We start from the raw sequence: 21,226 nt of genomic DNA on the forward strand, positions 1-21,226 counted from the left end.
GTGACCCGTGGGAAGTCCGCCTGGCACCGGGGAAGGTGCGCCAGGAGGTTGGGCCCCGGATTGAAGCCTCGCGGCACAATCCATCACTGCTCGACCACCCCTGCTCACAGAGCGGGGAAGATCTCCTCGTCCATCTCGGCGAAGGCCGATTCCTGCTGCGCGGAGTACTCCTCCCACGCGGCGACGTCCCAGACCTCGACCCGGTTGATGGCGCCCACCACGACGATCTCCTTCTCCAACCCTGCATACCTGCGCAGCAGCGGCGGGATCGTGACCCGTCCTTGCTTGTCCGGCACCTCGTCCGAGGCCCCGGCCGCCAGCATGCGCTGGAAGTCACGAACCTGCTTCACGGTCGCCGGGGCGTCCATCACCTGCTTGGTCATCTCGACGAAGGTCGCCGACGGGTAGATCGCCAGGCATCGGTCCTGCGCCCGGGTGATCACCAGTCCAGCGGCCAGCTCGTCGCGAAACTTCGCCGGCAGGAAGAAACGGCCCTTCTCGTCGAGCTTCGGCAGGTGGGTGCCCAAGAACATGGCGGGCCACCTCCCAATCACTCCCAGATCGTGCCGATCTCCTCCACTGCGCTCCACCATACTCCACTACTCCCCACACGCACCACCATTCCCCACCACTTCTCCCACCGGACGGGGCCCCCTTCGGGATGGACGACACGTCCTCGGGCAGGTCGCCTTGTACGCTGAAACACGCCCGCGGTCATCCGACCCGGTCACGACAGGCTCCGATGGAGCAGCAACGAAGGAGAACCCGGGTGGACCAGCACGAAGTGCGACCGCAGACCCTGGCCGACGTCGTCGACGTGATGGGCACGGTCCGCGAGTCGATCCAGGGCGTGATCGAGGGCAAGACCGCCCAGGTGGACACGGCGCTGGCCGTACTGCTGGCCCAAGGGCACCTGCTCGTCGAGGACGTGCCCGGGGTGGGCAAGACGATGCTGGCCAAGGCGTTGGGACGTTCCATCGACTGCACCGTGCGCCGCGTGCAGTTCACCCCCGACCTGCTCCCCAGCGACATCACCGGCGTCAGCGTCTACAACCAGGAGACGCGCGAGTTCGAGTTCAAGCCAGGCGGCATCTTCGCCAACATCGTCGTCGGCGACGAGATCAACCGGGCCTCACCCAAGACCCAGTCGGCCCTACTGGAAGCGATGGCCGAGCGCCAGGTGTCAGCGGATGGCATCACGCACGAGCTGAGCGCACCCTTCATGGTCGTCGCAACCCAGAACCCGATCGAGATGGAGGGCACCTACCCCCTCCCCGAGGCCCAGCGTGACCGCTTCATGGCCCGGATCGAGATGGGCTACCCCACGCGCAATGCCGAGCTGGACATGCTCGACCACCACGGTCAGGTCAACCCGCTGGACTCGCTGACCCCGGTCACCGATGCGGCCACCATCAATGGCCTGATCGATGCGGTCAAGGATGTCTACGTCGCCCCGGCGGTGAAGGACTACATCATCGGCATCATCTCCGCCACCCGTGCGTCCAAGGAACTTCGTCTGGGCGCCTCGCCGCGCGCGAGCCTGCACCTTCTCCGCGCGGTCCGTGCCCAGGCCGCGATGGCCGGACGTGACTACACCATCCCCGACGACGTCCAGGCGCTCGCGAAGGTGGTCCTGTCCCACCGCGTGCTGCCCTCGACTCAGGCGCAGCTGGCGGGTCGCACCGTTTCCGAGATCATCGACGCGGCGGTCGAGAAGGTCGCCGTACCCGACCGGAGATAGCCCTTGTTCGCCAATCCCTGGCGCCTGCTGACCCTGCGCGGCAAGGCCTTCGCCCTGTTGGGGCTCGTCGTGGCGGTGGCCGCGGTGGCCCTTGGCCAGCGTGACCTGGCCTGGTTGGGCGTGCTCCTGCTGCTGCTGCCCCTGGCGGCGGTGCTGGTCGTCGGACGCTCCCGGCTGCACCTGATCAGCGAGCGCACCATCGACCCTCCGCGCGTGACCCTGGGCCAGCGGATGCAAGCCAGCCTCACCCTGCACCGGGCCGGGTCGATGCCCGTCGGCCTGCTGCGGTTCGAGGACGCCGTGCCCCGCGAGCTGGGCCGACGTCCGCGCTTCACGCTGCACTCGATGGGCGGAGAGTGGGAGCGCACGCTGAGTTATCCCCTGATGGGTCTGGCCCGTGGGCGCTACCGCACCGGCCCGCTGATGGTGCGCGCCGTCGACCCCTTCGGACTGGCCCGGGTCGACCGCCAGTTCCGAGCCTCCAACGAGGTGCTGGTCACGCCGCGGATCGTGCCCATCAACGAACTGGGCGCGGCTTCGGGGTCCAATGCCTCCGGCGAGGCCACCCCGCAGAAGATCGGCCTGGTCGGCCACGACGACGTGCTGGTGCGCGAGTACCGCGACGGCGACGACGTGCGCCGCATCCACTGGCGCTCCACCGCCCGGCGCAACGAACTGATGGTGCGCCGCGAGGAACAGGCCTGGGAACCCTCAGTGAGCCTGCTGCTCGACTCGCGCAGCAGCTCGCACGCCGGGCAGGGACGCACCTCCAGTTTCGAATGGGCCATCTCAGCAGCCACCTCGATCGCGCACCATATGCTGACCAGCGGTTTCCGGCTGGAGATGGTCGACGCCGACGGCCAGGTGCCGACCACCTCCTCGGAGGACCCCTTCGCGGCCAAAGAGGCCGTCCTGCTCGCCATGACCGATGAACAGCCGAGCACCCGCGAGACCCTCGATGCCGCCGTCGGCAACAACCTGCTGCGCGGCGAGATGATGATCGCCGTGCTCGGACGGCTCAACCAGCACGACGTCGCCCAGCTCGCCGCAGCACGCCGTGGCCGCACGGTCGGCCTGGCCGTGATCCTGGACGTCGACTCCTTCACCATCCGCAGCCTGCGGGCCGAGCCCGACGTGATCGCCGAGCATGAGGCCTGCGTCCGACAGCTCGCGGACTCGCAGTGGCGAGTCGTGCAGGCGAAGCGCGGCGATTCGATCGCCCAGGCCTGGGCCGAACTTGACCACCGCGGAGGAAGGCCCTGATGCGCGCCACCGACCGTTTTGCCATCGCCACCGGCGTGGCCATGGCGCTGGGCGCCGGAACGCTCACCCCACTCACCCAGGACCGTGCCTTCTGGTGGATGGCGGCACTGCTCGTCGCGGGGATCGCCCTGGTCTCGGCGCTGGGCCGTCGCGCCGGGCTGCCCGCCTGGCTGGTACACCTGCTGCAACTGGTGCTGGTCGTCGCCGTCGCCGGCGGCCTCGGCCTGTGGTGGGCACCACGCCCATCCGGCGTCGAGGGCAACCTGGCCCGGCTGGGACGCTTCTACCTGGACGCAGTGGTGCAGGTGCGCACCGAGATGGCCCCGATGACCGCCACCCGGCACGTCCGCTGGCTGATGGTGCTGGTGGTCGGCCTGGTCACGATCCTCGCCGACCTGCTGGTGACGACCCTGGTGGCGCCCGCGTGGGCGCTGGCCCCGCTGCTCACCCTGTACCTCGTCCCTGCGCTGGCGTTGAAGCAGGACCTGTCATGGAAGCCCTTCGTGCTGCTGGCCCTGGGCTACCTGGTGGTGCTGGTGGCCGAGAGCATCGGCGTGAACGCAAGCTGGACGCGGAATCTCTCGGCCGACACAGCCGAGCAGACCCACACCACCTGGGGTGCCGTCCGCTTGGCCGGGATGATGGCCGTTCCCGCGCTGCTGCTGGCCCTGGTGCTCGGTTCGGCGCTCCCCCGCGTAGGCAGCCTGTCCATCGACTCCTCCCGGCCGAAGGGCAGTGGTCCGCTCCAGATGCAGGACCCCACCCTCGACCTCGCTCGGAACCTGAACCTCCCGGTCGACCGCGTCGTGATGACCTACACCACTGACGAGGCACGCGGGCTGTACCTGCGCACCGCGTCCCTGACTGTGATGGACGCCGACGGCTGGCACCTGGCCCCGGTCACGCTGCAGGACGGGGCGCTGCCAGCAGCCCCGGGGCTCACCCAGCCCGGACGCACCGTCAACGCGTCGGTGAAGGTGGGTGACCTGGGTGGTGAGTACCTGCCCGTCCCCTATGCCCCGAGCAGCTTCAACGCGGCTGGGCAGTGGCGCCACGACCCGGTCTCGTTGGCCATCGTCAGCACGCGGGACGAGAACCGTGCCGAGTCGCTGCGGAACCTGGAGTACACGGCCACCTCGGTGCTGAACGACCCGGTCGCCGAGACCTTCTCGATCGCGCAGCCGGGCACACCCTCCGATGCGAAGCAGACCGCCGCGGTGCCCTCGGACGTGCCCAGCGAGATCATCAAGATCACGCACGACGTGACCAAGGGCGCCGGTTCGCCCGTATTGAAGGCCGCTGCGATCCAGGCCTATCTCGCGGACCCGCGCAACTTCAGCTACTCGACCACCGCGCCGCCCGGCGATGGCTATGACGTGTTGTTGAACTTCCTGACCACCGACAAGACCGGCTACTGCATCCACTTCGCCTCCGCGATGGCCCTGATGGCGCGCATCGAGGGAATCCCCTCTCGAGTCTCGGTCGGCTTCCTGCCCGGTGAGCAGAAGGACGGGGTCTGGGAGGTCAAGGCGTCCAACATGCACGCCTGGCCCGAGCTGTACTTCGCCGGTTACGGCTGGGTGCGATTCGAGCCCACCTCACGCGTCGCCAGCGCCCCCGACTGGACAATGGTCAGCGACTCGGTTCGTCCCTCCACCCAGCCCTCGGCCAGCGGCAGCACCTCCACCTCGGCCACCCCCTCACCGTCGTCCAGCCCGACCCCGAAGCCGTCGACGGCGTCATCGCCGAATGCGTCCCCCGCTTCGCAGGGGGGAAGCTTCCCCTGGGCGCGGATCCTCGCCTGGACCGCTGGGATCCTGGCCGCGCTGTTGGTACTGGCCGCACCGGCCATGCTCCGCGAGTTCCTCCGCCGCCGACGCGTCGGCTGGACCGGTGACCCCTCGGTGCGGGTCGAGCTGGCATGGGCTGAGATCCGCGCGCTGGTCCGAGATCTGCGGATGCACTGGCCGCCTGGCTCTCCACGGGAGAAGGCAGCCGTGGTGGGCAGTGACCTGGACGACGAAGGCCGCGAGGCCCTGAACCGCCTGGCGCTGCTGGTGGAGAAGGTGCGCTATTCCCGCGAGTTGGGTGAGGTGCCCGATGACCTGGGTGTGGAGCAAGTGCGCTCCGGCCTGCTGCTCGACCGCTCCTGGTACCAGAGGCTGTTGGCCTTCTGGGTGCCCGCCTCGCTGGGTTCGCCCGCCCGCCGCCGGTTGGTCAACCTGCGACGCTCGATGCAGCGCACCGCGGTGGTCTCCCCCAATGAACCCACCAGCCTCGACCCGGGCATCTTCGGGCGCCAGGAGTCCCGGTCGTCCGACATCGAGCACGCCCGCGGGCTGGCGGCCGAGGACGCCGAGAGCGTCGGCTCCGAGGCCGGACGTGATGATCCGGACGATGACACCCGTCCGGCCCGGCACGCCGCGAACGACTGAGGCTGACGGCTCCAGAAGGCAAGGAGCATGCAGCTCTTGAGAAACGGAACACCCCAACCGCTCGGCAGATCGACCTGGATCTGCCGAGGCTGATCCACCGAGCCTGATCCACCGAGCGCTGTTCCTCGCGTGTCCTGGTGCCTGCAGGTTCAGGTCAGCGAAGATCTTCGCGCGTGCGTCGCGGGCGGGTTGCCTGCTCGACGCGGTGACCCTCGGATGAGGGAGGGACCTGGACCGACTCGCGGCCCTTCACCAGGGCCCCGACCATCAGGACATAGCCGAGCACTCCAAGCAGGGGATGTATCTCGACCCCGGCGACCAGCGCGGCCAGGCCCAGCAGGAAGACGAGCACGCTGGCAAGGGCGACGTGGCGGCGGATCTGGCGTGGCGCAGTGCCTCGCATCGTGCGGGCCAGCTGCGGGTCGTCCGCGGCGAGTGAGGCCTCGAGCTGCGCGAGCAGACGCTGTTCTTCGTCGGACAACGACATCGCGGCCTCCTTTCGTCCTTCGGCCATGTGACCAGTCTAGGTGCGTCCGGCGCGAGTCGGAAGAGCTGGGGTGGCAGTGAAAGGATCGTGCCGAGCAGACCTCAGCGACGCGTCAGGCTGGCCCGTTGGACCGCCGCCGGACCAAACCGGGCGTTCGCACGGTCGGCCACCACCTCCAGCTCGCGCATCCCCCGGTCCGGGGCGTCCAGGGTGGGCTGGGCGTAGGAGTGCTCGGCGTCCACCAAGTGCTCCAGCCGGACCCCCACCCGTCGCACCCGTGCCCGTTGCAGGTTGAGCTTGGTGAACAACCGCCAGGCCGCCTCGAAGACCTCATCGGTGACGTCGCTGGGGTTCAACAACTGGCAGGAGCGGGTGATGGTGGTGAAGTCGGCGAAGCGCACCGAGATTGTCACCCCGCGCCCGACCATCTGCGCCGCGCGGGCGCGGGAGGCGGTGCGGGCGCTGAGCCGCAGGAACTCGGTGCGGATCAGCTCCGGGTCGTCGGTGTCACGGCCGAAGGTCTCCTGCGAACCGATGGAGCGTTCCGACTCGCTGGGCACGACATGTCGGACGTCGTGCCCCCAGGACAGGTCGTGCAGCAACAGGCCCTGACTGCCCAGCGCCCGTTGCAGGGTCGCGCGCGGCGTGTGCGCGATGTCACTGACCTGGCGCAGGCCGATCCGGTGCAACTTGGCGGCCGTCGACTCCCCCACCCCCCAGATGGCCTCCACCGGCAATGGGTGCAGGAAGTCGACGACGTGCTCGGGGAGCACCTCGACCAGCCCGTCCGGTTTGGCCTGCTTGCTGGCGAGCTTCGCGACGAACTTGTTGGGCCCGATGCCCACCGAGCAGGGGACCAGTTGCTCGTCCATCACCTGGGCGCGCAGGCGTTCACCGATTCGGCGCGCATCACCCAGCCGGCGCAAGGCACTGGTGAGGTCGAGGAAGGCCTCGTCGATGCTGGCGGCCTCGACCCGGTCGGTGATCGTGTCGAGGATCGCGAAGACGCCGCGGGAGACCAGCGAGTAGGTGTCGAAGTCGGGGGGAACGGCCACGCCGCGCGGACACAGGCGTCTGGCCCGGGTCGAGCTCATGCCACCCTCGACGCCGAACCGGCGGGCCGGGTAGTTGGCGCTGAGCACGACACCGCGCTGGGCCCCGCCGACCCACATCGGCACCTCCCGCAATTCGGGGCGCCGGGCCATCTCGACCGAGGCATAGAAGGCATCCATGTCGACGTGCAGGATCGTGCGCTGCCTGCCGTCCCGGGTGGCGGTCCGCCTGGACGGGCTGCCCTGTGCTGTGGTCATCTGGCTGGTGGTCATCTGGTTGGTGGTCATCTGCCCGAACTCCCTGGTGAGGAGTGCCACAGCTTGCGCGGCGGCTGGTTGGCGGGCACGCCTGCGGGCTGGACGTCGGCATAGGGCGACTGCTTGAAGCCGCTCGCGTGCACCAGTACCCGGCGCTGGCCCATGCCGCCCGCCCTGGTGTGTTCGGGTTCGGGGGTGTGTTCGGGTTCGGGTTGTTCAGGTTCGGGTTGTTCAGGTTTGGGGGCATGTTCAGGTTTGGCTGTGTGCTCGGGGCTGGCGGGAGCCGGTTCGGTGGCCCAGTCGGTGTAGCGCTGGGTGTCGACCAGCGGTTCCACCTCGACCAATCCCTCTGGGGTGGCGTTGATGACCTCCAGCACGGCGGCGATGGCGGCCCGACGGTCGCCGCCCTCGGCCAGCACGGAGGTCCAGATGCCGTGCAGGTGCTGCAGGTCCCAGGCACCGAGGGCGCGCAGGGAGACCCCCTTGGGGCCGGTGCGGCGCAGTTCTCCACGCACCACCAGCAGCCAGGACGAGAAGACGGTGTTGGCGTAGGGCCCCTGGGCGTCTTCGAAGAAGGTCGCGTCGACCGGGCCGGTCCCGTCGTCCAGGGTGAGGAAGACCACCCGACGTCCGGACCGGATCGGCGGCGTCTGGGTCGCCACCTTCACCCCGGCGACGAGCAGGTCGGCCTGCTGGCGGTGGCCGAGCAGGTCCCCCGAGCGGGTGGCACCCAGCTCGGCGAGGAAGTCGGCGTAGTCGTCCATCAGGTGGCGGCTGGCGTCCAGACCGAGGATCTCCAGCTCGGCCTCCAGCTTCTCCTGGGCGGTCATCTCGGGCAGGCCGGTCGCCACCACGTCCGCCGGGGGCGTCCAGGCTTCGGGAGCGGTGCTCCCCCCAGTGAAATGCTCGTCGCTGACGTGCTCGACGTCGCACTGTTCGGCGTCGCACTGTTCGGCGTCGTCCTGTTCGGCGTCGCACTGTTCGGCGTCGTCCTGTTCGAAGGGCGCGCTGAAGTCGAGCGCCAGTTGCACGCCGACGAAGTGGTCGGCGCGGTGCGCGGCGATGACATTGCCCTTGGCCTGGCGCCGGGCCAGGTCGCGCGGGTCTTCGGTGGCAGCGACCGCGGGCTGGCCCCGACGCAGTCCGCGGGCCCGGGCCAGGGCACGGTCGTCGGCCATGGACGCACGGCGCAGATCGGCCAGCGCGAGCAGCAGGTCGCGGCGGGTCAGCCGCCCGTTGCGCAGCAGGCCGTGGGCCCGGCCCACCCCGTACATCTGGTCGAAGGCTCCGGCGAGCACCATTCGCTCGGCCACCGTCACCGGCACCTTCGCCCGAGCCCAGAAGTCGGCCAACGAGGCATAGGGCTGTCCGGCGACGATCCGCACCACGTCCAGGTCGGCCATGCCGGCCACGTCGGCCAGCGAGAGCCGGATCCCCCAGCCGGATCCGTCCGGCAGGCCCGGGGGCGGGACGAAGGCCGGTGCCGCCTCGTCGAGGGGCACCGGCTCGACCCGGTACACGTCGGACGAGCGGTTCACGTCCACCCCCAGCACGGCGACCCCCATCCGGCGGGCCTCCTCGAGGATCAGCCGCTTGGGGTACATCCCCGGATCATGGGTGAGCACCCCGGCGACGAAGGCCGCCGGGTGGTACCACTTCAGCCAGGCCGACTGGTAGGTCGGGAGCGCGAAGGCCGCCGCGTGCGCCTTGCAGAAGCCGAAGGAGGCGAAGGACTCCAGCACGAACCAGATGCGTTCGATCATCTGGGTGCTGTAGCCGCGTGCGCGGGCCAAGGGCACCAGCCACTGCTTCACGTCGGCCTGCCCGGCGCGATCCCCCAGCGCGCGACGGGCCTCGTCCCCCTGTGCCAGCGAGCAGCCGGTGACCACGGAGATGATCCGGATGATCTGCTCGTGGAAGACCACCACGCCCCCGGTCTCGCGCACCACCGGCACCAGGCTGGGGTGCAGGTACTCGGGTTCCTTCCAGCCCTGGCGGGCATTGAGGAAGGGGACGACCATGTCGGACTTGACCGGGCCGGGACGGAACAGCGAGATGTCGATGATGATGTCGTTGAAGTCCTGGGGGCCGAACTTGCCGACCAGCTCACGCTGGCCGGGCGACTCGATCTGGAAGCAGCCGAGTGTCTGGGCGTGGGAGACCATCGAGTAGACGGCCGGGTCGTCGAAGGGGGCGAGGTGGTCGATGTCCGGCCGCTCACCACCGACCCGCACCACCTCGTCCAGCGCGTGCGCCATGGACGACTGCATCCGGATGCCCAGCACGTCGAGCTTCAACAGCCCGAGGTCCTCGACGTCGTCCTTGTCGAACTGGCTCATCGGGAAGCCGCCGAAGCTCGCCTCCAAGGGGGTGCGGTCGCGCAGCGTCGCGTCGCTGAGCAGCACCCCACAGGGGTGCAGGGCGACGTGGCGGGGCAGGCCGTCGAGCGACTCGACCAGCTCGAACAACACGTCGAGGCGACGCTCGGCCAACCCGGCGGCCCGCAGCTCGGGCAGGTCGCGCAGGGCCGCGCGCGCGTCCCGTGCCCGGATGTGCGGGAAGGACTTGGCGATCGCGTCCACCTCGTCGGGCGGCAGGCTCAGCGCCGCACCCACGTCACGCACGGCATGGCGCACCCGGTAGGTCTCCAGCATCGCGACGCAGGCCACCCGGTCACCGCCGAAGACCTCGAGCACCTTCTCGTAGATTTCGGTGCGCCGCGCCGACTCCACGTCGATGTCGATGTCGGGCAGGGCCTGGCGCAGTGGCGAGAGGAAACGCTCCATCACCAGCCCATAGGCCAGCGGGTCGACCCCGGAGATGCCGAGCAGGTAGTTCACCAGACTGCCGGCACCCGAACCACGGGCCGCGCAGCGGATGCCCATCGAGCGCACCAGGTCGACCACCTGCGCGACGGTCAGGAAGTAGGACGCGAAACCGAGCCGGGCAATCACGTCCAGCTCCTCGTCCAGACGCCGGCGCACGGTCGCGTTCCAGTCGCCGTAACGGGCCGGCACCTGGCCCTCGCAGCGCGCGCGCAGCAGGCCCATCGCCTCGGCCGCCGTGGCTCCGGTGGCCCCGCCCCTGGACCGGTCACCGAGGAAGAGCTCGAACTCGGGCAGGTGGATCTCCCCCAGCCCGATGTCGGCGCGGGGGTCGAGCCGGGAGCGGATCGCCACCTGGCGGGTGTCACCCACCAGCCTTTCCACGCCGTTGGCCCCTCGGCCAGCGATCCGGGCGACCTGTTCGGCCACCTCCAGCATCTGTTTGCCCGACTTGAGGTGGCCCTCGGCATTGCGCCGGTCGACATTGCGGATGTCCAGCGGCACCAGCCGACGGGCCGCGTCCAGCACGTCCACCGTCGCCGCCTGGCGCCGCTCGGCCATCCGGACGAGGTTGGTCAGCACCCCCGTCAGGCCGTAGGAGTCGGCGACCGCGAGCATGCCGCCTGCCTGGTGTGCACTCGCCACGCCACGGCCGGGCACCAGGTGGTTGGAGCAGGCGATGACGAGCTGTGCAGGGTCGACCAGGTCGAGCCAGCGACGCAGTTCCCGCTCGGCCAGGTCCCGGCGGCCACGGGCCATCTCCAGCCCGAACTGGCTGTCGGCGCCCAGCATGACGAGCAGTTCCCCGCCGTCCGCGTGCCGGGCGAAGAGCTCCGGGGTGCTGACCGTGAGACCCCGCTCGCCGGCCAGGTGGGTGTCGCTCACCAGCCGGCACAGCTGGCCCCAGCCGGCGCGTGAGGTGGCCAGAGCGACCGTCCGGGGCAGCCTCGGGTCGCGGATCTCGCCGCCGCGAGCCGCGGTCGTGCGCCGGGGCGAGGGATTGTTGCCCGGATGGTGCGGGTCGTCGACGCTGAAGGGCACGGCCAGGTCGACCCCGACCACCGGCGCGATGCCTGCCCCGAGGCAGGCCTTCGCGAACCGGACGGCGCCATAGAGTCCGTCCCGATCGGTGAGGGCGAGGGTGTCCATGTCGTACTCGGCGGCGCGGGACACCAGCGCATGCGGGCTGGCGGCGCCGTACTGCAGGGAGTAACCGGAGGCCACCCGTAGGTGGACGAAGGGGTCGGACATCAGTCCACCACGGCCCGCAGCAGCCACGCGTCGTCGGCGCCCACATTCGCCAGCTCGTAGACGCCGCGGCTGCCAGCGCGTCCATTGGCGGCCTCCACTCGCCACACCTCCTGCTCGCACAGCAGGTCTCCCCCGGACCCCACAACGGCGCCGTCGAGCTCGTGCTCCCAGTCCTCACCGCGGGCCGCACGAACACCAGGACCGGTCCACCAGGCACCGGACTCGACCCAGCGGGCCTGGACCTCGAGCACGCGCCACAGCCGGTCGCGCCAGATGAACTGGGCAGGCCCCTCCAGGGTCGTCGGCTCCAGACCGCTGATGCCCTCGCCGATGCGCCCGCGGCGCACCTCGATCGTCTCCTCGTACCGGCGCATGTCTTCCCTCCATCGCGCTGCCTTCGCCACCGGACGTCCGGCGCGGATGGGGGTCGAGGCCACCCGCACCGGACGTGTACCGGGCTCGTCCACGCGCCCGACCGGACCTCCCGGGGGTCTTCCCCAAGCCCCCTGATCCGGGAATCCAATCGAACGCGCGTTCGAACATGGCCAACTATAGACACCGCCTCCGACAAGAAATCAAGACCGTGCGCAAGGGGTGGCCAAAGGGGTGGGCCGCAGCCCGAGGACGCCCCGTACGGCGCGCCCCGGATCCCGGCCCTGGCGGATTGCCGCTTGGGGAAGGTGATCATCCGCGACGACTCCCAGCAGAGACGAATGCGCGAGCCCCCGCCCGCTTCGCCGATAATTGCCCCCATGGAACTGTTCCCGATGGTCTTCGCCACCGGCTGGGCGAGCGGCATCAACGCCTGGGCGACCGTGTTCGTGCTCGGTCTGCTCGGACGCTTCGCCGGCACCGGCGCCATCCCGGCCGGCTTCGAGCGCACCGACGTGCTGGCGCTGATGGGCGTGCTGGCCCTGCTGGAGCTCGTTGCCGACAAGATTCCCTATCTGGATTCGGCCTGGGACGCGGTCTCCACCTTCATCCGCCCGGTGGCCGGCGCCGTGATCGGCGCCCTGATGGCCGGCCAGACCGGTTCGCTGACGACCATCGCGCTGGCCTCGGTCGGCGGCGTGACCGCCCTGCTCAGCCACATCTCGAAGTCAGGCCTGCGGCTGGCGATCAACACCTCGCCGGAACCAGTCACCAATGTCTCGGCCTCCATCGGCAACGACATCTCCGTGCTCGGCGTGCTCACCCTGGCCGCCACCCACCCCGTCCCGGCCGCCATCGTCGCCGGAACCCTGCTGGTGTTCGGCCTGGGCCTGTTCGTGCTGGTCTTCGCCCAGGTCAAAAGGGGCTACCGCTTGGCCCGCGCGCGGCTGGGCAGAGGGGTCACCGCGTGAGCCTGGGACCCCACCCCACCAACTCGGCGACTCCCGCTCCGCCCGTCCCGACCCGGGTCGACCTTGGCGATGAACCCGTCGTCGTCCACGGCGCCACCCTTGGCGGCCTGGCCGTCGCCGCCCGGCTGGCCAAGCAGGGCCATGTCGTCGTCCTCGATGCCCACGGCCAACGCGACGGCGGCCACTGGGCACCGCGCGAGGTGCAGGAGGTGCTGGTGGATGACCTGCCGCAGACCTTTCTGCTGCCGGCGGCCTGGCGCGACCTGTTCAAGAAGTCCGGACGGGCGATGGACGCCGAACTGACCCGTCACGGCCTCACACTTGAACCCGCCCCAGCGCAAGAACACCGCTTCGCCGACGGACGCACCCTAGTACTGCCCGCCGAGCGCGGCGACCAGTTCCACGCCGTGGAGGATGCCTTCGGACGGGGCGCCGCCGAACGCTGGCGAGATGTGCTCGACGAGTTGGACGAGGTCTGGCAGCAGCTGCGCCTGACCGGTCTCGAGCGTCGGTTCGAGGCCGCCGCCCTGGACGCTCGCGCCAAGCAGAAACTGCTGGCCGGGCTGACCCTCGAGGGTCTGGCAGAGCGCGTGCAGGACGCTCATCTGGGCACCATCATCCGTAGCCAGGCCAGTCTCGCCGGCGCCCCGCCCGGCCGCGCGCCGGCCCTGCTGGCGGTGCGGCTGGCCGTCCATCGCCGCTTCGGCAGCTGGCAACTGCTGCGTGAGGGGGCCCCCGAACGCGCGTCCGCCGTCGTCGACCTGCTCACCGAGCGCGCCGGCCTGCGCGGCGTGCAGCGCACCTCCCACAGCGGCCCGACGTCCGCCACGGTGGAAGCTCGCCCACAGCGGCCCGCGGGCTGGTTGGCCCGCCGTTCCTGCCCGCCGGCGCTGGCCCCGCAGGTGCGACAACGTATCGTCGAGGCCACCTCCGAAGGCATCGTCGAACGCCTGGACCACCGCGCCGGGAACCCAGTTGTCACCTGGCACCGGCCGCTGCCGGACGGACGGGCCGTCGAGACCGTCCATGACCACCGCACCGTACGCCCTGACCTGGCCTGGGGGCTGGCGCCAGCCTCCTTCCGGGTCTGGCGCAGCCGTCCCGGAATCAGGGCTGACGAGGGCTGGAATGCCAGCTGCGCGCAGCATGCCGGCAACGAGCCCTGGGCCGAGCTGCTCACCGCCGCCCTGGTGGCCTATGAGGTGCACGAAGAGCGCACCGGGGAGGACATCAGGCCCACCAACAAGACCCAGCCCGCCCCGCGCAAGCAGGCCCGACCAGCGCTTTCCTGACTACACGCGGGGGTGTTCGCCCCTGGGTGCCCGGAGTTCCTCCCACCGCCACCACGAGGGGTAGCATTGACCCTCAGTCCACGTGAGGAAAGCTGTTGACCGCACCGAAGTTCACTGCTGCACAGGAGTCCGCCGCTGGGGCACCCCAGGCGCAGGAGTCCGGCCCCTCGGCCGAGGTGGCTGAGCAGATCGCCATCGAGCAAGCCCACGTCGACCGGGTCTACGAACAGTTGGAGGTCGCGACCGAGTCCGCCCGCAATGTCGAGCGGGAGGGACGGGGCAAGTTCGTCACCGACCGCGGCGACTGGATGCGCGAGGAGGACGGTACCGCGCTGTTCGAACGCGACGCCTTCGCGTTCCAGGCCGCCAAGCGGCTGGCCGTGCTGGACGCCGAGCACGAGGGGCTGGTCTTCGGACGTCTTGACCTGACCGATCCCGACACCCGCTACATCGGGCGCATCGGCGTCCGTGACGACGAATACGAGCCGCTGGTCATCGACTGGCGCGCACCGGCCGCCGAAGCCTTCTACCGCGCCACACCGCAGAACCCGATGGGTGTTGTGCGCCGCCGCGTGCTGCGTTGCCGCGACGACCGCGTGATCGGCGTCGAGGACGACCTGATGGACCCAGAGGCGGACAGCGACCTGCCGATCGTCGGGGAGGGTGCGCTGATGGCCGCCCTCAGCCGCGCCCGTGGGCACCAGATGCGTGACATCGTCGCGACCATCCAGGCCGAGCAGGACGAGGCGATCCGCGCCCCCTACCAGGGCGTCACGGTGATCTCCGGCGGCCCCGGCACCGGCAAGACCGTCGTCGCGCTGCACCGTGCGGCCTACCTGCTCTACTCGAACCGCAAGCGGTTGGAGAAGGGAGGCGTGCTGGTCGTCGGGCCGTCGAGCGTGTTCATGAACTACATCGAGCGCGTCCTGCCCAGTCTGGGTGAGGACTCCGTGACGCTGAAGGCGATCGGCGGCGTCGCCTCCGACGTGCTGCGCGTCAACGTCGACCGGGTCGACTCGGCCGAGGCCGCCACCATCAAGGGCAGCCGTCGGATGGTGGAGTTACTGCGCCGCCTGGTCGTCGAACCGATGACCACCACCGACGACGCCCTGCGGGTGCGAGTGACCGCCAAGGGCGAGGTGCTCACCCTGGACGCCCGCAAGCTGCGCCGGATGCGCTCGGACCTGCTGTCCAGCCACAAGAACAACAAGGCCCGCGAGGTCGCCGATCAGGCGGTGCTGAACTCGCTGTGGTCGCGCTTCCCGTCCGAGGAATACGACCTCGAGCGAGACCAGTTCGACGAACTGGTCCGCGGCCAGGCCGGTTTCCAGATGGCGATGAATGCCTGGTGGCCGACCCTGTCTGCCCAGCAGGTGCTGAGCCGCTGCGCCGACCCGGCGTTGCTGGAGCGTCTCGCGAGCGACCTGATGGACGCCCACGAGCGCGAGGCACTGGCCAGCAGCTACGCCACCCACGACGGCATTGACGAGGACGAGCTGGACGCCCAGACCTGGTCGGTGGCCGACGTGGCACTGCTCGACGAGCTGGTTGCCATCATCGGCCCGGCGCCCCGGCAGAGCGAGGACGAGAGGTCGCTGTTCATCGAGGGCGGCGGCGACGTCGAGGAACTCGTCACGATGGCCGACGTGCTGCGCGACGAGCGCGAACTCGACGATGACGAGCCGAACAACACTTTCGCCCACGTACTGGTCGACGAGGCACAGGACATCACGCCGATGCAGTGGCGCATGCTGCGCCGCCGTGGGCCCCAGGCCTCCTGGACGCTGGTCGGGGACGTTGCGCAGAGCTCGTGGCCCATCCAGTCCGAGACGGACGAGGCGATGGCCGAGCTCGTGGGCCGGGCCCCCTATCGCCAGTTCCGACTGAGCACGAACTACCGCTCCCCGGCCGAGGTCTTCGAGCTGGCCGCCAAGGTGATCCAGCGAGTCTTCCCCGATGCCGACCTGCCGCACGCGGTGCGCTCGACGGGCGTCGAGCCAGCGCTGCTGGTCGCTCCGCGCGACCAACTGATGGAGGCGATCGGCGAGCAGGTGGCCGAACTGGCTGCCCAGGTGGAGGGGACCATCGGGCTGGTGGTCCCGCCCTCGCTGGTGCCACAGGTGCGCCGCGGTGCATCGCAGGTGCCTGCGCTCGTCGCGCACCTGGACCGCACCGTGCTGGTCACCCCCCTACAGTCCAAGGGCCTCGAGTACGACGGCGTCCTGGTGGTCAGCCCCGACGACATCGTCGCCGAGGCGCCCGGCCGGGAGCGCGTGCTCTACGTCGCGCTCACCCGCGCCACCCAGCGGATGCATGTGCTTGACCTGGACGCCGAGGGCGCCTGGCGCGAGGCCCTGCAGGGCTGAGCGACGACGTGGCCAGCGAGGAGGTTGTCGATCTCTTCGACGAGCAGGGACGCAGGGTCGGCACCGCCCCGCGCCGGGAGGTCCGGCGCGACAACCTGCGTCACGGCGCGACCGGGATCGCGGTGGTCAACGGGGCCGGGGAGGTCTTCGTCCACCGTCGTGCGGACGACAAGGACGTCTACCCCGGGCGCTGGGACTTCCTCGCCGGCGGCGTGCTCCAGCACGGCGAGCGTCCGGAGGAATCGGCAGCCCGGGAGCTGTCCGAGGAACTGGGCATCAACGGCGCCGCCCTGCATCCGCTGGGCGAGGGCGACTACGCCGACGATGCCACCCGCTACCACGCCTTCCTCTACCTCGTGCGCTGGGATGGCGAGGTCAGCTTCACCGACCACGAGGTGGCCGAGGGCGGCTGGTGGACGGTGGAGCTGCTGCGCGAACGGATCCAGCTGTCCGACTGGTCGTTCATGCCCGACTCCGTTGCCCTGATGGGCCACCGACTCGACGAACTCACCCCCTGACGGAGCTCAGCAGGTGATGGCACTCACCACGTCACGGCACTCACCAAGTCACAAGGCCCACCAGGTGGGGCTTGGCGTCCTTGTTGACCACCGCGAAGCGCGCTTGGCCGTCTGACTCGGACGAGACGAAGCCCGCCCGTCCGGGCAGCATCAGCGGCTTGGCGAACTGCACCTGCGCACGATAGGCCTCGGGGAGCCGTCCCTCCAGCGCCGACAGCGCGCGCGCGTGGGTCCACATTCCGTGGATGATCGGGCGCGGCAGCCCGAACAGCCGCGCCCCCAGCGGGCTGGTGTGGATCGGGTTGTTGTCGCCGGAAACCCTGGCGTACTGGCGCCCGAGGTCGGCGGGCAGCCGCCACTGCTGCGAGGGCGCCCCTTTGGGAGCGTCCAGCCGCAGCGTCGGCATCGGTTCCCCGGGAAGCTTCGCCTTGCCCGACAGGTAGGTGGACGTGCCCCGCCAGACCGTCTCCCCCGCCACGGACACCTCGCCGGCCAGGTCGAAGACGACGCCCTTGGCGTGCGGACGAGGGTCAACGCAGCGCACCGACATGTCGAGCAGCTCGTGCGACCCCACGGGGCGCAGCAACTCCATGTCATTGCTGACGTGCAGGATGCCAGCCAACGGGAAGGGGAAGTCCTTGCGGGACATCACCCAGCCCTGGAGGCTGAAGGTCAGCACGTGCAGCCAGGTCGGGGGCACCTGGTCACGCAGGGTGAAGCCGGTCACCCGGTCATAGTCAGCGAGCCCGGTCGGGCTCTGCTTCACGCCCGCCACGCGGACGGTGAGCTCGGGGATCCCGTGGGTGGCCACGTCAGGACGGCGAGGCGACAACGCCGCCCGGGTCACCAGACCCCCGACCGCGGGGAGCCCGGGCAATACGACCTCGGCCATCACGCACCCACCAGGTTCTGACCGCAGACCCGCACGACCTGGCCGTCGAGCGCACCATTGGCTGGATCACACAGCCAGGCGATGGTCTCGGCGACATCGACGGGTTGGCCGCCCTGGCCGAGCGAGTTGGTGCGCCGGAACATTTCGCGCTGCACGAAGGGGATGGCCGCGGTCATGTCGGTCTCGATGAAGCCGGGTGCCACCGCATTGACAGTGACCGGACGGCCGCTGAGTTCATCGCGCATCGCGCGCACCAGGCCCATCACGCCCGCCTTGGAGGCGGCGTAGTTGGTCTGGCCCTTGTTGCCGGCCACGCCCGAGGTGGACGCGATCCCGACGATACGCGCCTGCTCGGACAGCCCGCCGGGCACCGAGGGGTCGAGGAGCACCTCGTTCATCCGAATCTGCGCCGCCAGGTTCACCTCCAGCACCTGCGCCCACTTGGCATCATCCAGGTTCGCCAGCATCTTGTCGCGGGTGATCCCAGCATTGTGGACGATGGCCCAGACCCGCTCATCGGCGCCGTGGCGGGCCACCACGTGGTCGGCGATCGCCCGTCCGGCACCCTCGCTGGTGATGTCCAACTGGAGCGCCGTGCCCCCGATCTCGTTGGCGACCTTCGCCAGCATGTCCCCGGCCTGGGGCATGTCGACGCAGACGACCTTGGCACCGTCACGTGCCATGGTGCGCGAGATGGCCGCGCCGATGCCGCGGGCCGAGCCGGTTACCACGACGACGCGTCCGGCCAGCGGCTGATCGTTGCGATAGCCCTCGCCCAACTCGTCGCCGGCCTTGCGATGGGACAGCTCGATGGTCTGCCCATCGACGAAGGCAGAGCGGCCCTGTAGGCAGAACAGCAGCGCGGAGCGCAGGTCGTCGGAGTCGACGCCGGCCCCTAGCCGCAACAGGTTGGACGTCGAGCCGCCCCGAAGTTCCTTGCCGACGGTTCGGTTGATGCCGTCGATGGCCTGTGCGACGGCCTTGGCCTCCAGCCCCTCCACCGCATCGGCGGCATCGGCGACCAGCACAACCCGGCCCGAGCGGGCCAGTCCCTTCATGGCCGGACGGAGCATCGCGCGCACCCCCTCGAGCTGCGCGATGGTGCGCACGCCGGTGGCATCGATCACCAGCGCACCGAGGCGGGCGTGGTAGGCGGGAGCCTGCACGCGTCCGTCGGCGTCGGTGGAGCGCTGGTCGGCAACGTCCAACAGCGGCTCGGTGGTGACGATGGCCAGGTCGGCCAGAGCCTCGGCGACGCGCACGCCACCCGCGACCACACCGAGTGCCACCGGACCGCCGGGCATCTCGCGGCCGCGGCGCAGCTTGGGCGGGTCGGCCAGACCGGCCTTCTTCGCCAGCGCATGCCCAGGGGCGGTGCGGTAGATGATCTCCAGCAAGGACTTCTTCGGCTTGGAGTTGGGGTTCGCCATGTCAGCAGGCCTCCAGGATCGCGGTGACGCCCTGCCCACCGGCAGCGCAGATGGACACGAGCGCGCGGGAACCCGAACCGCGCTGGTGCAGCAACTTCGCGGCGGTGGCGACGACGCGCGCGCCGGTCGCGGCGAAGGGGTGGCCGGTGGCGAGGGAGGAACCGGCGACGTTCAGGCGATCCGGGTCGACGGCGCCGATCCCGGCCCGTTCCCAGCCCTTGAGGGTGGCCAGCACGGTCGAGGCGAAGGCCTCGTGCACCTCGACGATCGTGAAGTCGGCCAGCGTCATGTCGTTGCGGGCCAGCAGCGTCGGAACGGCACGGACGGGTGCCAACAACAGGTCCTCGGCGCCGGTGACGTAGTCGGTGGCGGCGACCTGGGCGTCGACGACCGTGGCCAGCATCGGCCAGCCGTGCTCGCGGGCGTAGTCGTCGCTGGCCAGCAGCACCGTGGCGGCGCCGTCTGTCAGGGCGGTCGAGTTGCCGGCGGTCATGGACGCTCCCTCGCCGCGGCCGAAGACGGGCTTCAGGGAGGCGAGCTTCTCGGCAGTGGTGTCGGGGCGCAGCAGGGTGTCGCGGGTGACGCCGAGGTAGGGGGTGACCAGGTCGTCGAAGAAGCCGTCCTGCCATGCAATGGCCAGCTTGCGGTGCGACTCGAGGGCGATCCGGTCCTGCTCCTCGCGGGTGATGCCCCAGCGGGTGGTGGTGAGCGCCTGCGACTCGCCCATCGACAGCCCGGTGCGCGGCTCCACCACCGCCGGCGGCACCGGAGCGAGGTCCTTGGGGGTCAGGCCGACGAAGGCCTTGGCCCGCTGGACGGGGGTCTTGGCGTGGCTGGCTGCCAGCAGCGCGCGGCGCAGTTTCTCCCCCACCACGATCGGGGCATCGGACGCGGAGTCGACGCCGGCGGCGATGCCGTTCTCGATCTGGCCGAGGCGGATCTTGTTGGCGATGTAGATGACGGCCTCCAGCCCGGTGCCGCAGGCCTGCTGCAGGTCACAGGCGGGGGTGTGTGGTCCGAGCGCGGAGCCGAGCACGGCTTCCCGGGTCAGGTTGAAGTCGCGGGTGTGCTTGAGCACCGCGCCACCTGCCACCTCGCCGAGGTCGGCGCCGGCCAGCCCGAAGCGGGCCACCAATCCGTCCAGGGCAGCGGTGAGCAGGTCGGTGTTCGAGGCCCGCGCATAACGCGTCCCGGCCTTGGCGAAGGGGATGCGGTTGCCGCCGACGATGACGGCCGAGGGGGTCGACATTGAGCCTCCAGGTTTGGGGAACTATCAGCTACTGGGGGTAGCCGGTACCGAAAGTATCAGGTACCTTGGGCGTCATGCCAGACCCCGTGGTCATCGATTCAGCAACCACCCAGCCTTCGGTCGACGGACGATCGACCCGCTGGGACCCGCACCGCGCCAACCGCCGGCGCGAGCTGGTGGCTGCCACGCTGCGCACCATCCGCGAGCACGGGGCCGGCGTGGGCATGGACGAGATCGCCTCCAGCGCCGCCACCTCCAAGACCGTCTTCTACCGCCACTTCGGTGACCGTAGGGGCCTGTGGGAGGCCGTCGTCGAATCCGTCCACGGCTACATCCTGAGCAACCTGTCCACTCCCCTGCAGCAGCTGCTGGATGACCCGGTCGGGCTGGTGCTGGGCCTGGCCGATGCCTACCTCGGCGTCGTCGAGCGCGACCCGGAGATCTACCGATTCGTCACCACCCGGCCCGACCCCGAGGCCCCCGACCCCGTCGTCGGGTTCACCGGCCGGATCGGAACCCTGGTGGCCGACGCGCTGCGTCCACACATGGTGCGCGACGGCTTCAGCCCGGAGGCCGCCGAAACCTGGGGCCAAGGGGTCGTCGGCTTCATCTGGGCCATCGCCGAGCAGTGGATGACTGCCGGCATGGCACGTCCTCGGGCCGCCCTGGTCGCCGACGTCGGCGACCTCGTCCGCCCGGCCTTCGCGCCCATCACCGGCGCACCACAGCTCTCAGCATCCTGAACGACCCGTTCTGAACGACCCGTTCTGAACGACCCGTCCTGACCGACCCGTCCTGACCGACATGGATCACCCAACCCGACA

Annotated in this window: 16 protein-coding genes; 8 read left to right on the forward strand and 8 right to left on the reverse strand. The window is 70.2% G+C overall.

Translation table 11 applies throughout. The features are described 5' to 3' along the window. Window positions 1-104 precede the first annotated feature (104 nt). The gene (mraZ, locus tag ABD089_RS07575; RefSeq protein ID WP_343885685.1) at window positions 105-533 is read right to left on the reverse strand and encodes a division/cell wall cluster transcriptional repressor MraZ; all 429 of its coding nucleotides are present in this window, start codon (window positions 531-533) and stop codon (window positions 105-107) included. Window positions 534-820: 287 nt separating this feature from the next. Here mraZ and ABD089_RS07580 point away from each other — a divergent pair, with 287 nt between their 5' ends. Genes ABD089_RS07580 through ABD089_RS07590 form a run of 3 tightly spaced genes read left to right on the forward strand, consistent with a single transcriptional unit; the run spans window position 821 to window position 5,439 of the window. Beyond that, window positions 821-1,741 carry an AAA family ATPase gene (locus tag ABD089_RS07580; protein ID WP_343885869.1) on the forward strand — a complete coding sequence of 307 codons (921 nt, stop codon included), beginning with the start codon at window positions 821-823 and terminating at the stop codon, window positions 1,739-1,741. A gap of 3 nt (window positions 1,742-1,744) precedes the next feature. Then, window positions 1,745-3,004, forward strand: a complete 1,260-nt coding sequence (locus ABD089_RS07585) for a DUF58 domain-containing protein (protein WP_343885686.1) — start codon at window positions 1,745-1,747, stop codon at window positions 3,002-3,004. Then, a complete protein-coding gene (locus ABD089_RS07590; protein WP_343885687.1) occupies window positions 3,004-5,439 on the forward strand; it encodes a transglutaminase TgpA family protein in 2,436 nt (811 codons plus the stop codon). Before ABD089_RS07585 ends, ABD089_RS07590 begins: the two co-directional genes overlap by 1 nt. 154 nt (window positions 5,440-5,593) lie before the next feature. Here the strand turns inward: ABD089_RS07590 and ABD089_RS07595 are convergent, their stop codons facing one another. The 4 genes from ABD089_RS07595 to ABD089_RS07610 form a co-directional block, all read right to left on the reverse strand. Continuing rightward, on the reverse strand, window positions 5,594-5,953 hold the full coding sequence (locus tag ABD089_RS07595; protein ID WP_343885688.1) for a DUF3040 domain-containing protein: 360 nt from the start codon (window positions 5,951-5,953) through the stop codon (window positions 5,594-5,596). Between the two features lie 74 nt (window positions 5,954-6,027). Continuing rightward, the gene (gene dinB / locus ABD089_RS07600) at window positions 6,028-7,266 is read right to left on the reverse strand and encodes a DNA polymerase IV (RefSeq protein ID WP_343885689.1); all 1,239 of its coding nucleotides are present in this window, start codon (window positions 7,264-7,266) and stop codon (window positions 6,028-6,030) included. Further along, the gene (locus ABD089_RS07605) at window positions 7,263-11,312 is read right to left on the reverse strand and encodes a DNA polymerase III subunit alpha (RefSeq protein ID WP_343885690.1); all 4,050 of its coding nucleotides are present in this window, start codon (window positions 11,310-11,312) and stop codon (window positions 7,263-7,265) included. Before ABD089_RS07605 ends, dinB begins: the two co-directional genes overlap by 4 nt. Further along, complete coding sequence (locus tag ABD089_RS07610; protein ID WP_343885691.1) at window positions 11,312-11,779, reverse strand: DUF6504 family protein; 468 nt, start codon at window positions 11,777-11,779, stop codon at window positions 11,312-11,314. The genes ABD089_RS07605 and ABD089_RS07610 overlap by 1 nt, the downstream gene beginning before the upstream one ends. Before the next feature lie 285 nt (window positions 11,780-12,064). Here ABD089_RS07610 and ABD089_RS07615 point away from each other — a divergent pair, with 285 nt between their 5' ends. From ABD089_RS07615 to ABD089_RS07630, 4 genes are all read left to right on the forward strand, one after another. After that, the gene (locus tag ABD089_RS07615; protein WP_343885692.1) at window positions 12,065-12,655 is read left to right on the forward strand and encodes a DUF4126 domain-containing protein; all 591 of its coding nucleotides are present in this window, start codon (window positions 12,065-12,067) and stop codon (window positions 12,653-12,655) included. Further along, window positions 12,652-13,947 carry an NAD(P)-binding protein gene (locus tag ABD089_RS07620; RefSeq protein ID WP_343885693.1) on the forward strand — a complete coding sequence of 432 codons (1,296 nt, stop codon included), beginning with the start codon at window positions 12,652-12,654 and terminating at the stop codon, window positions 13,945-13,947. Before ABD089_RS07615 ends, ABD089_RS07620 begins: the two co-directional genes overlap by 4 nt. Before the next feature lie 176 nt (window positions 13,948-14,123). Next, window positions 14,124-16,313 carry a HelD family protein gene (locus ABD089_RS07625; RefSeq protein WP_343885870.1) on the forward strand — a complete coding sequence of 730 codons (2,190 nt, stop codon included), beginning with the start codon at window positions 14,124-14,126 and terminating at the stop codon, window positions 16,311-16,313. An 8-nt stretch (window positions 16,314-16,321) separates the two neighbouring features. Further along, window positions 16,322-16,831, forward strand: coding sequence for an NUDIX domain-containing protein (locus tag ABD089_RS07630; RefSeq protein WP_343885694.1), 510 nt, complete (start codon window positions 16,322-16,324; stop codon window positions 16,829-16,831). Window positions 16,832-16,871: 40 nt separating this feature from the next. Here ABD089_RS07630 and ABD089_RS07635 read toward each other — a convergent pair whose 3' ends face one another. Genes ABD089_RS07635 through ABD089_RS07645 form a run of 3 tightly spaced genes read right to left on the reverse strand, consistent with a single transcriptional unit; the run spans window position 16,872 to window position 20,402 of the window. Then, entirely contained in the window at window positions 16,872-17,723 is an 852-nt protein-coding gene (locus tag ABD089_RS07635) for a MaoC/PaaZ C-terminal domain-containing protein (protein ID WP_343885695.1), read from the reverse strand. Beyond that, window positions 17,723-19,153 carry a 3-oxoacyl-ACP reductase gene (locus tag ABD089_RS07640; RefSeq protein WP_343885696.1) on the reverse strand — a complete coding sequence of 477 codons (1,431 nt, stop codon included), beginning with the start codon at window positions 19,151-19,153 and terminating at the stop codon, window positions 17,723-17,725. Before ABD089_RS07640 ends, ABD089_RS07635 begins: the two co-directional genes overlap by 1 nt. Window position 19,154: 1 nt before the next feature. Further along, window positions 19,155-20,402, reverse strand: a complete 1,248-nt coding sequence (locus ABD089_RS07645) for an acetyl-CoA C-acetyltransferase (RefSeq protein WP_343885697.1) — start codon at window positions 20,400-20,402, stop codon at window positions 19,155-19,157. Window positions 20,403-20,476: 74 nt separating this feature from the next. Here ABD089_RS07645 and ABD089_RS07650 point away from each other — a divergent pair, with 74 nt between their 5' ends. Then, window positions 20,477-21,145 (forward strand): TetR/AcrR family transcriptional regulator, encoded by a 669-nt coding sequence (locus ABD089_RS07650; RefSeq protein ID WP_343885698.1) that lies wholly within the window; start codon window positions 20,477-20,479, stop codon window positions 21,143-21,145. The last annotated feature ends 81 nt before the right edge of the window (window positions 21,146-21,226 follow it).

It is taken from the genome of Luteococcus sanguinis, from assembly GCF_039527675.1.
GTDB classification, from domain to species: Bacteria; Actinomycetota; Actinomycetes; order Propionibacteriales; family Propionibacteriaceae; genus Luteococcus; species Luteococcus sanguinis.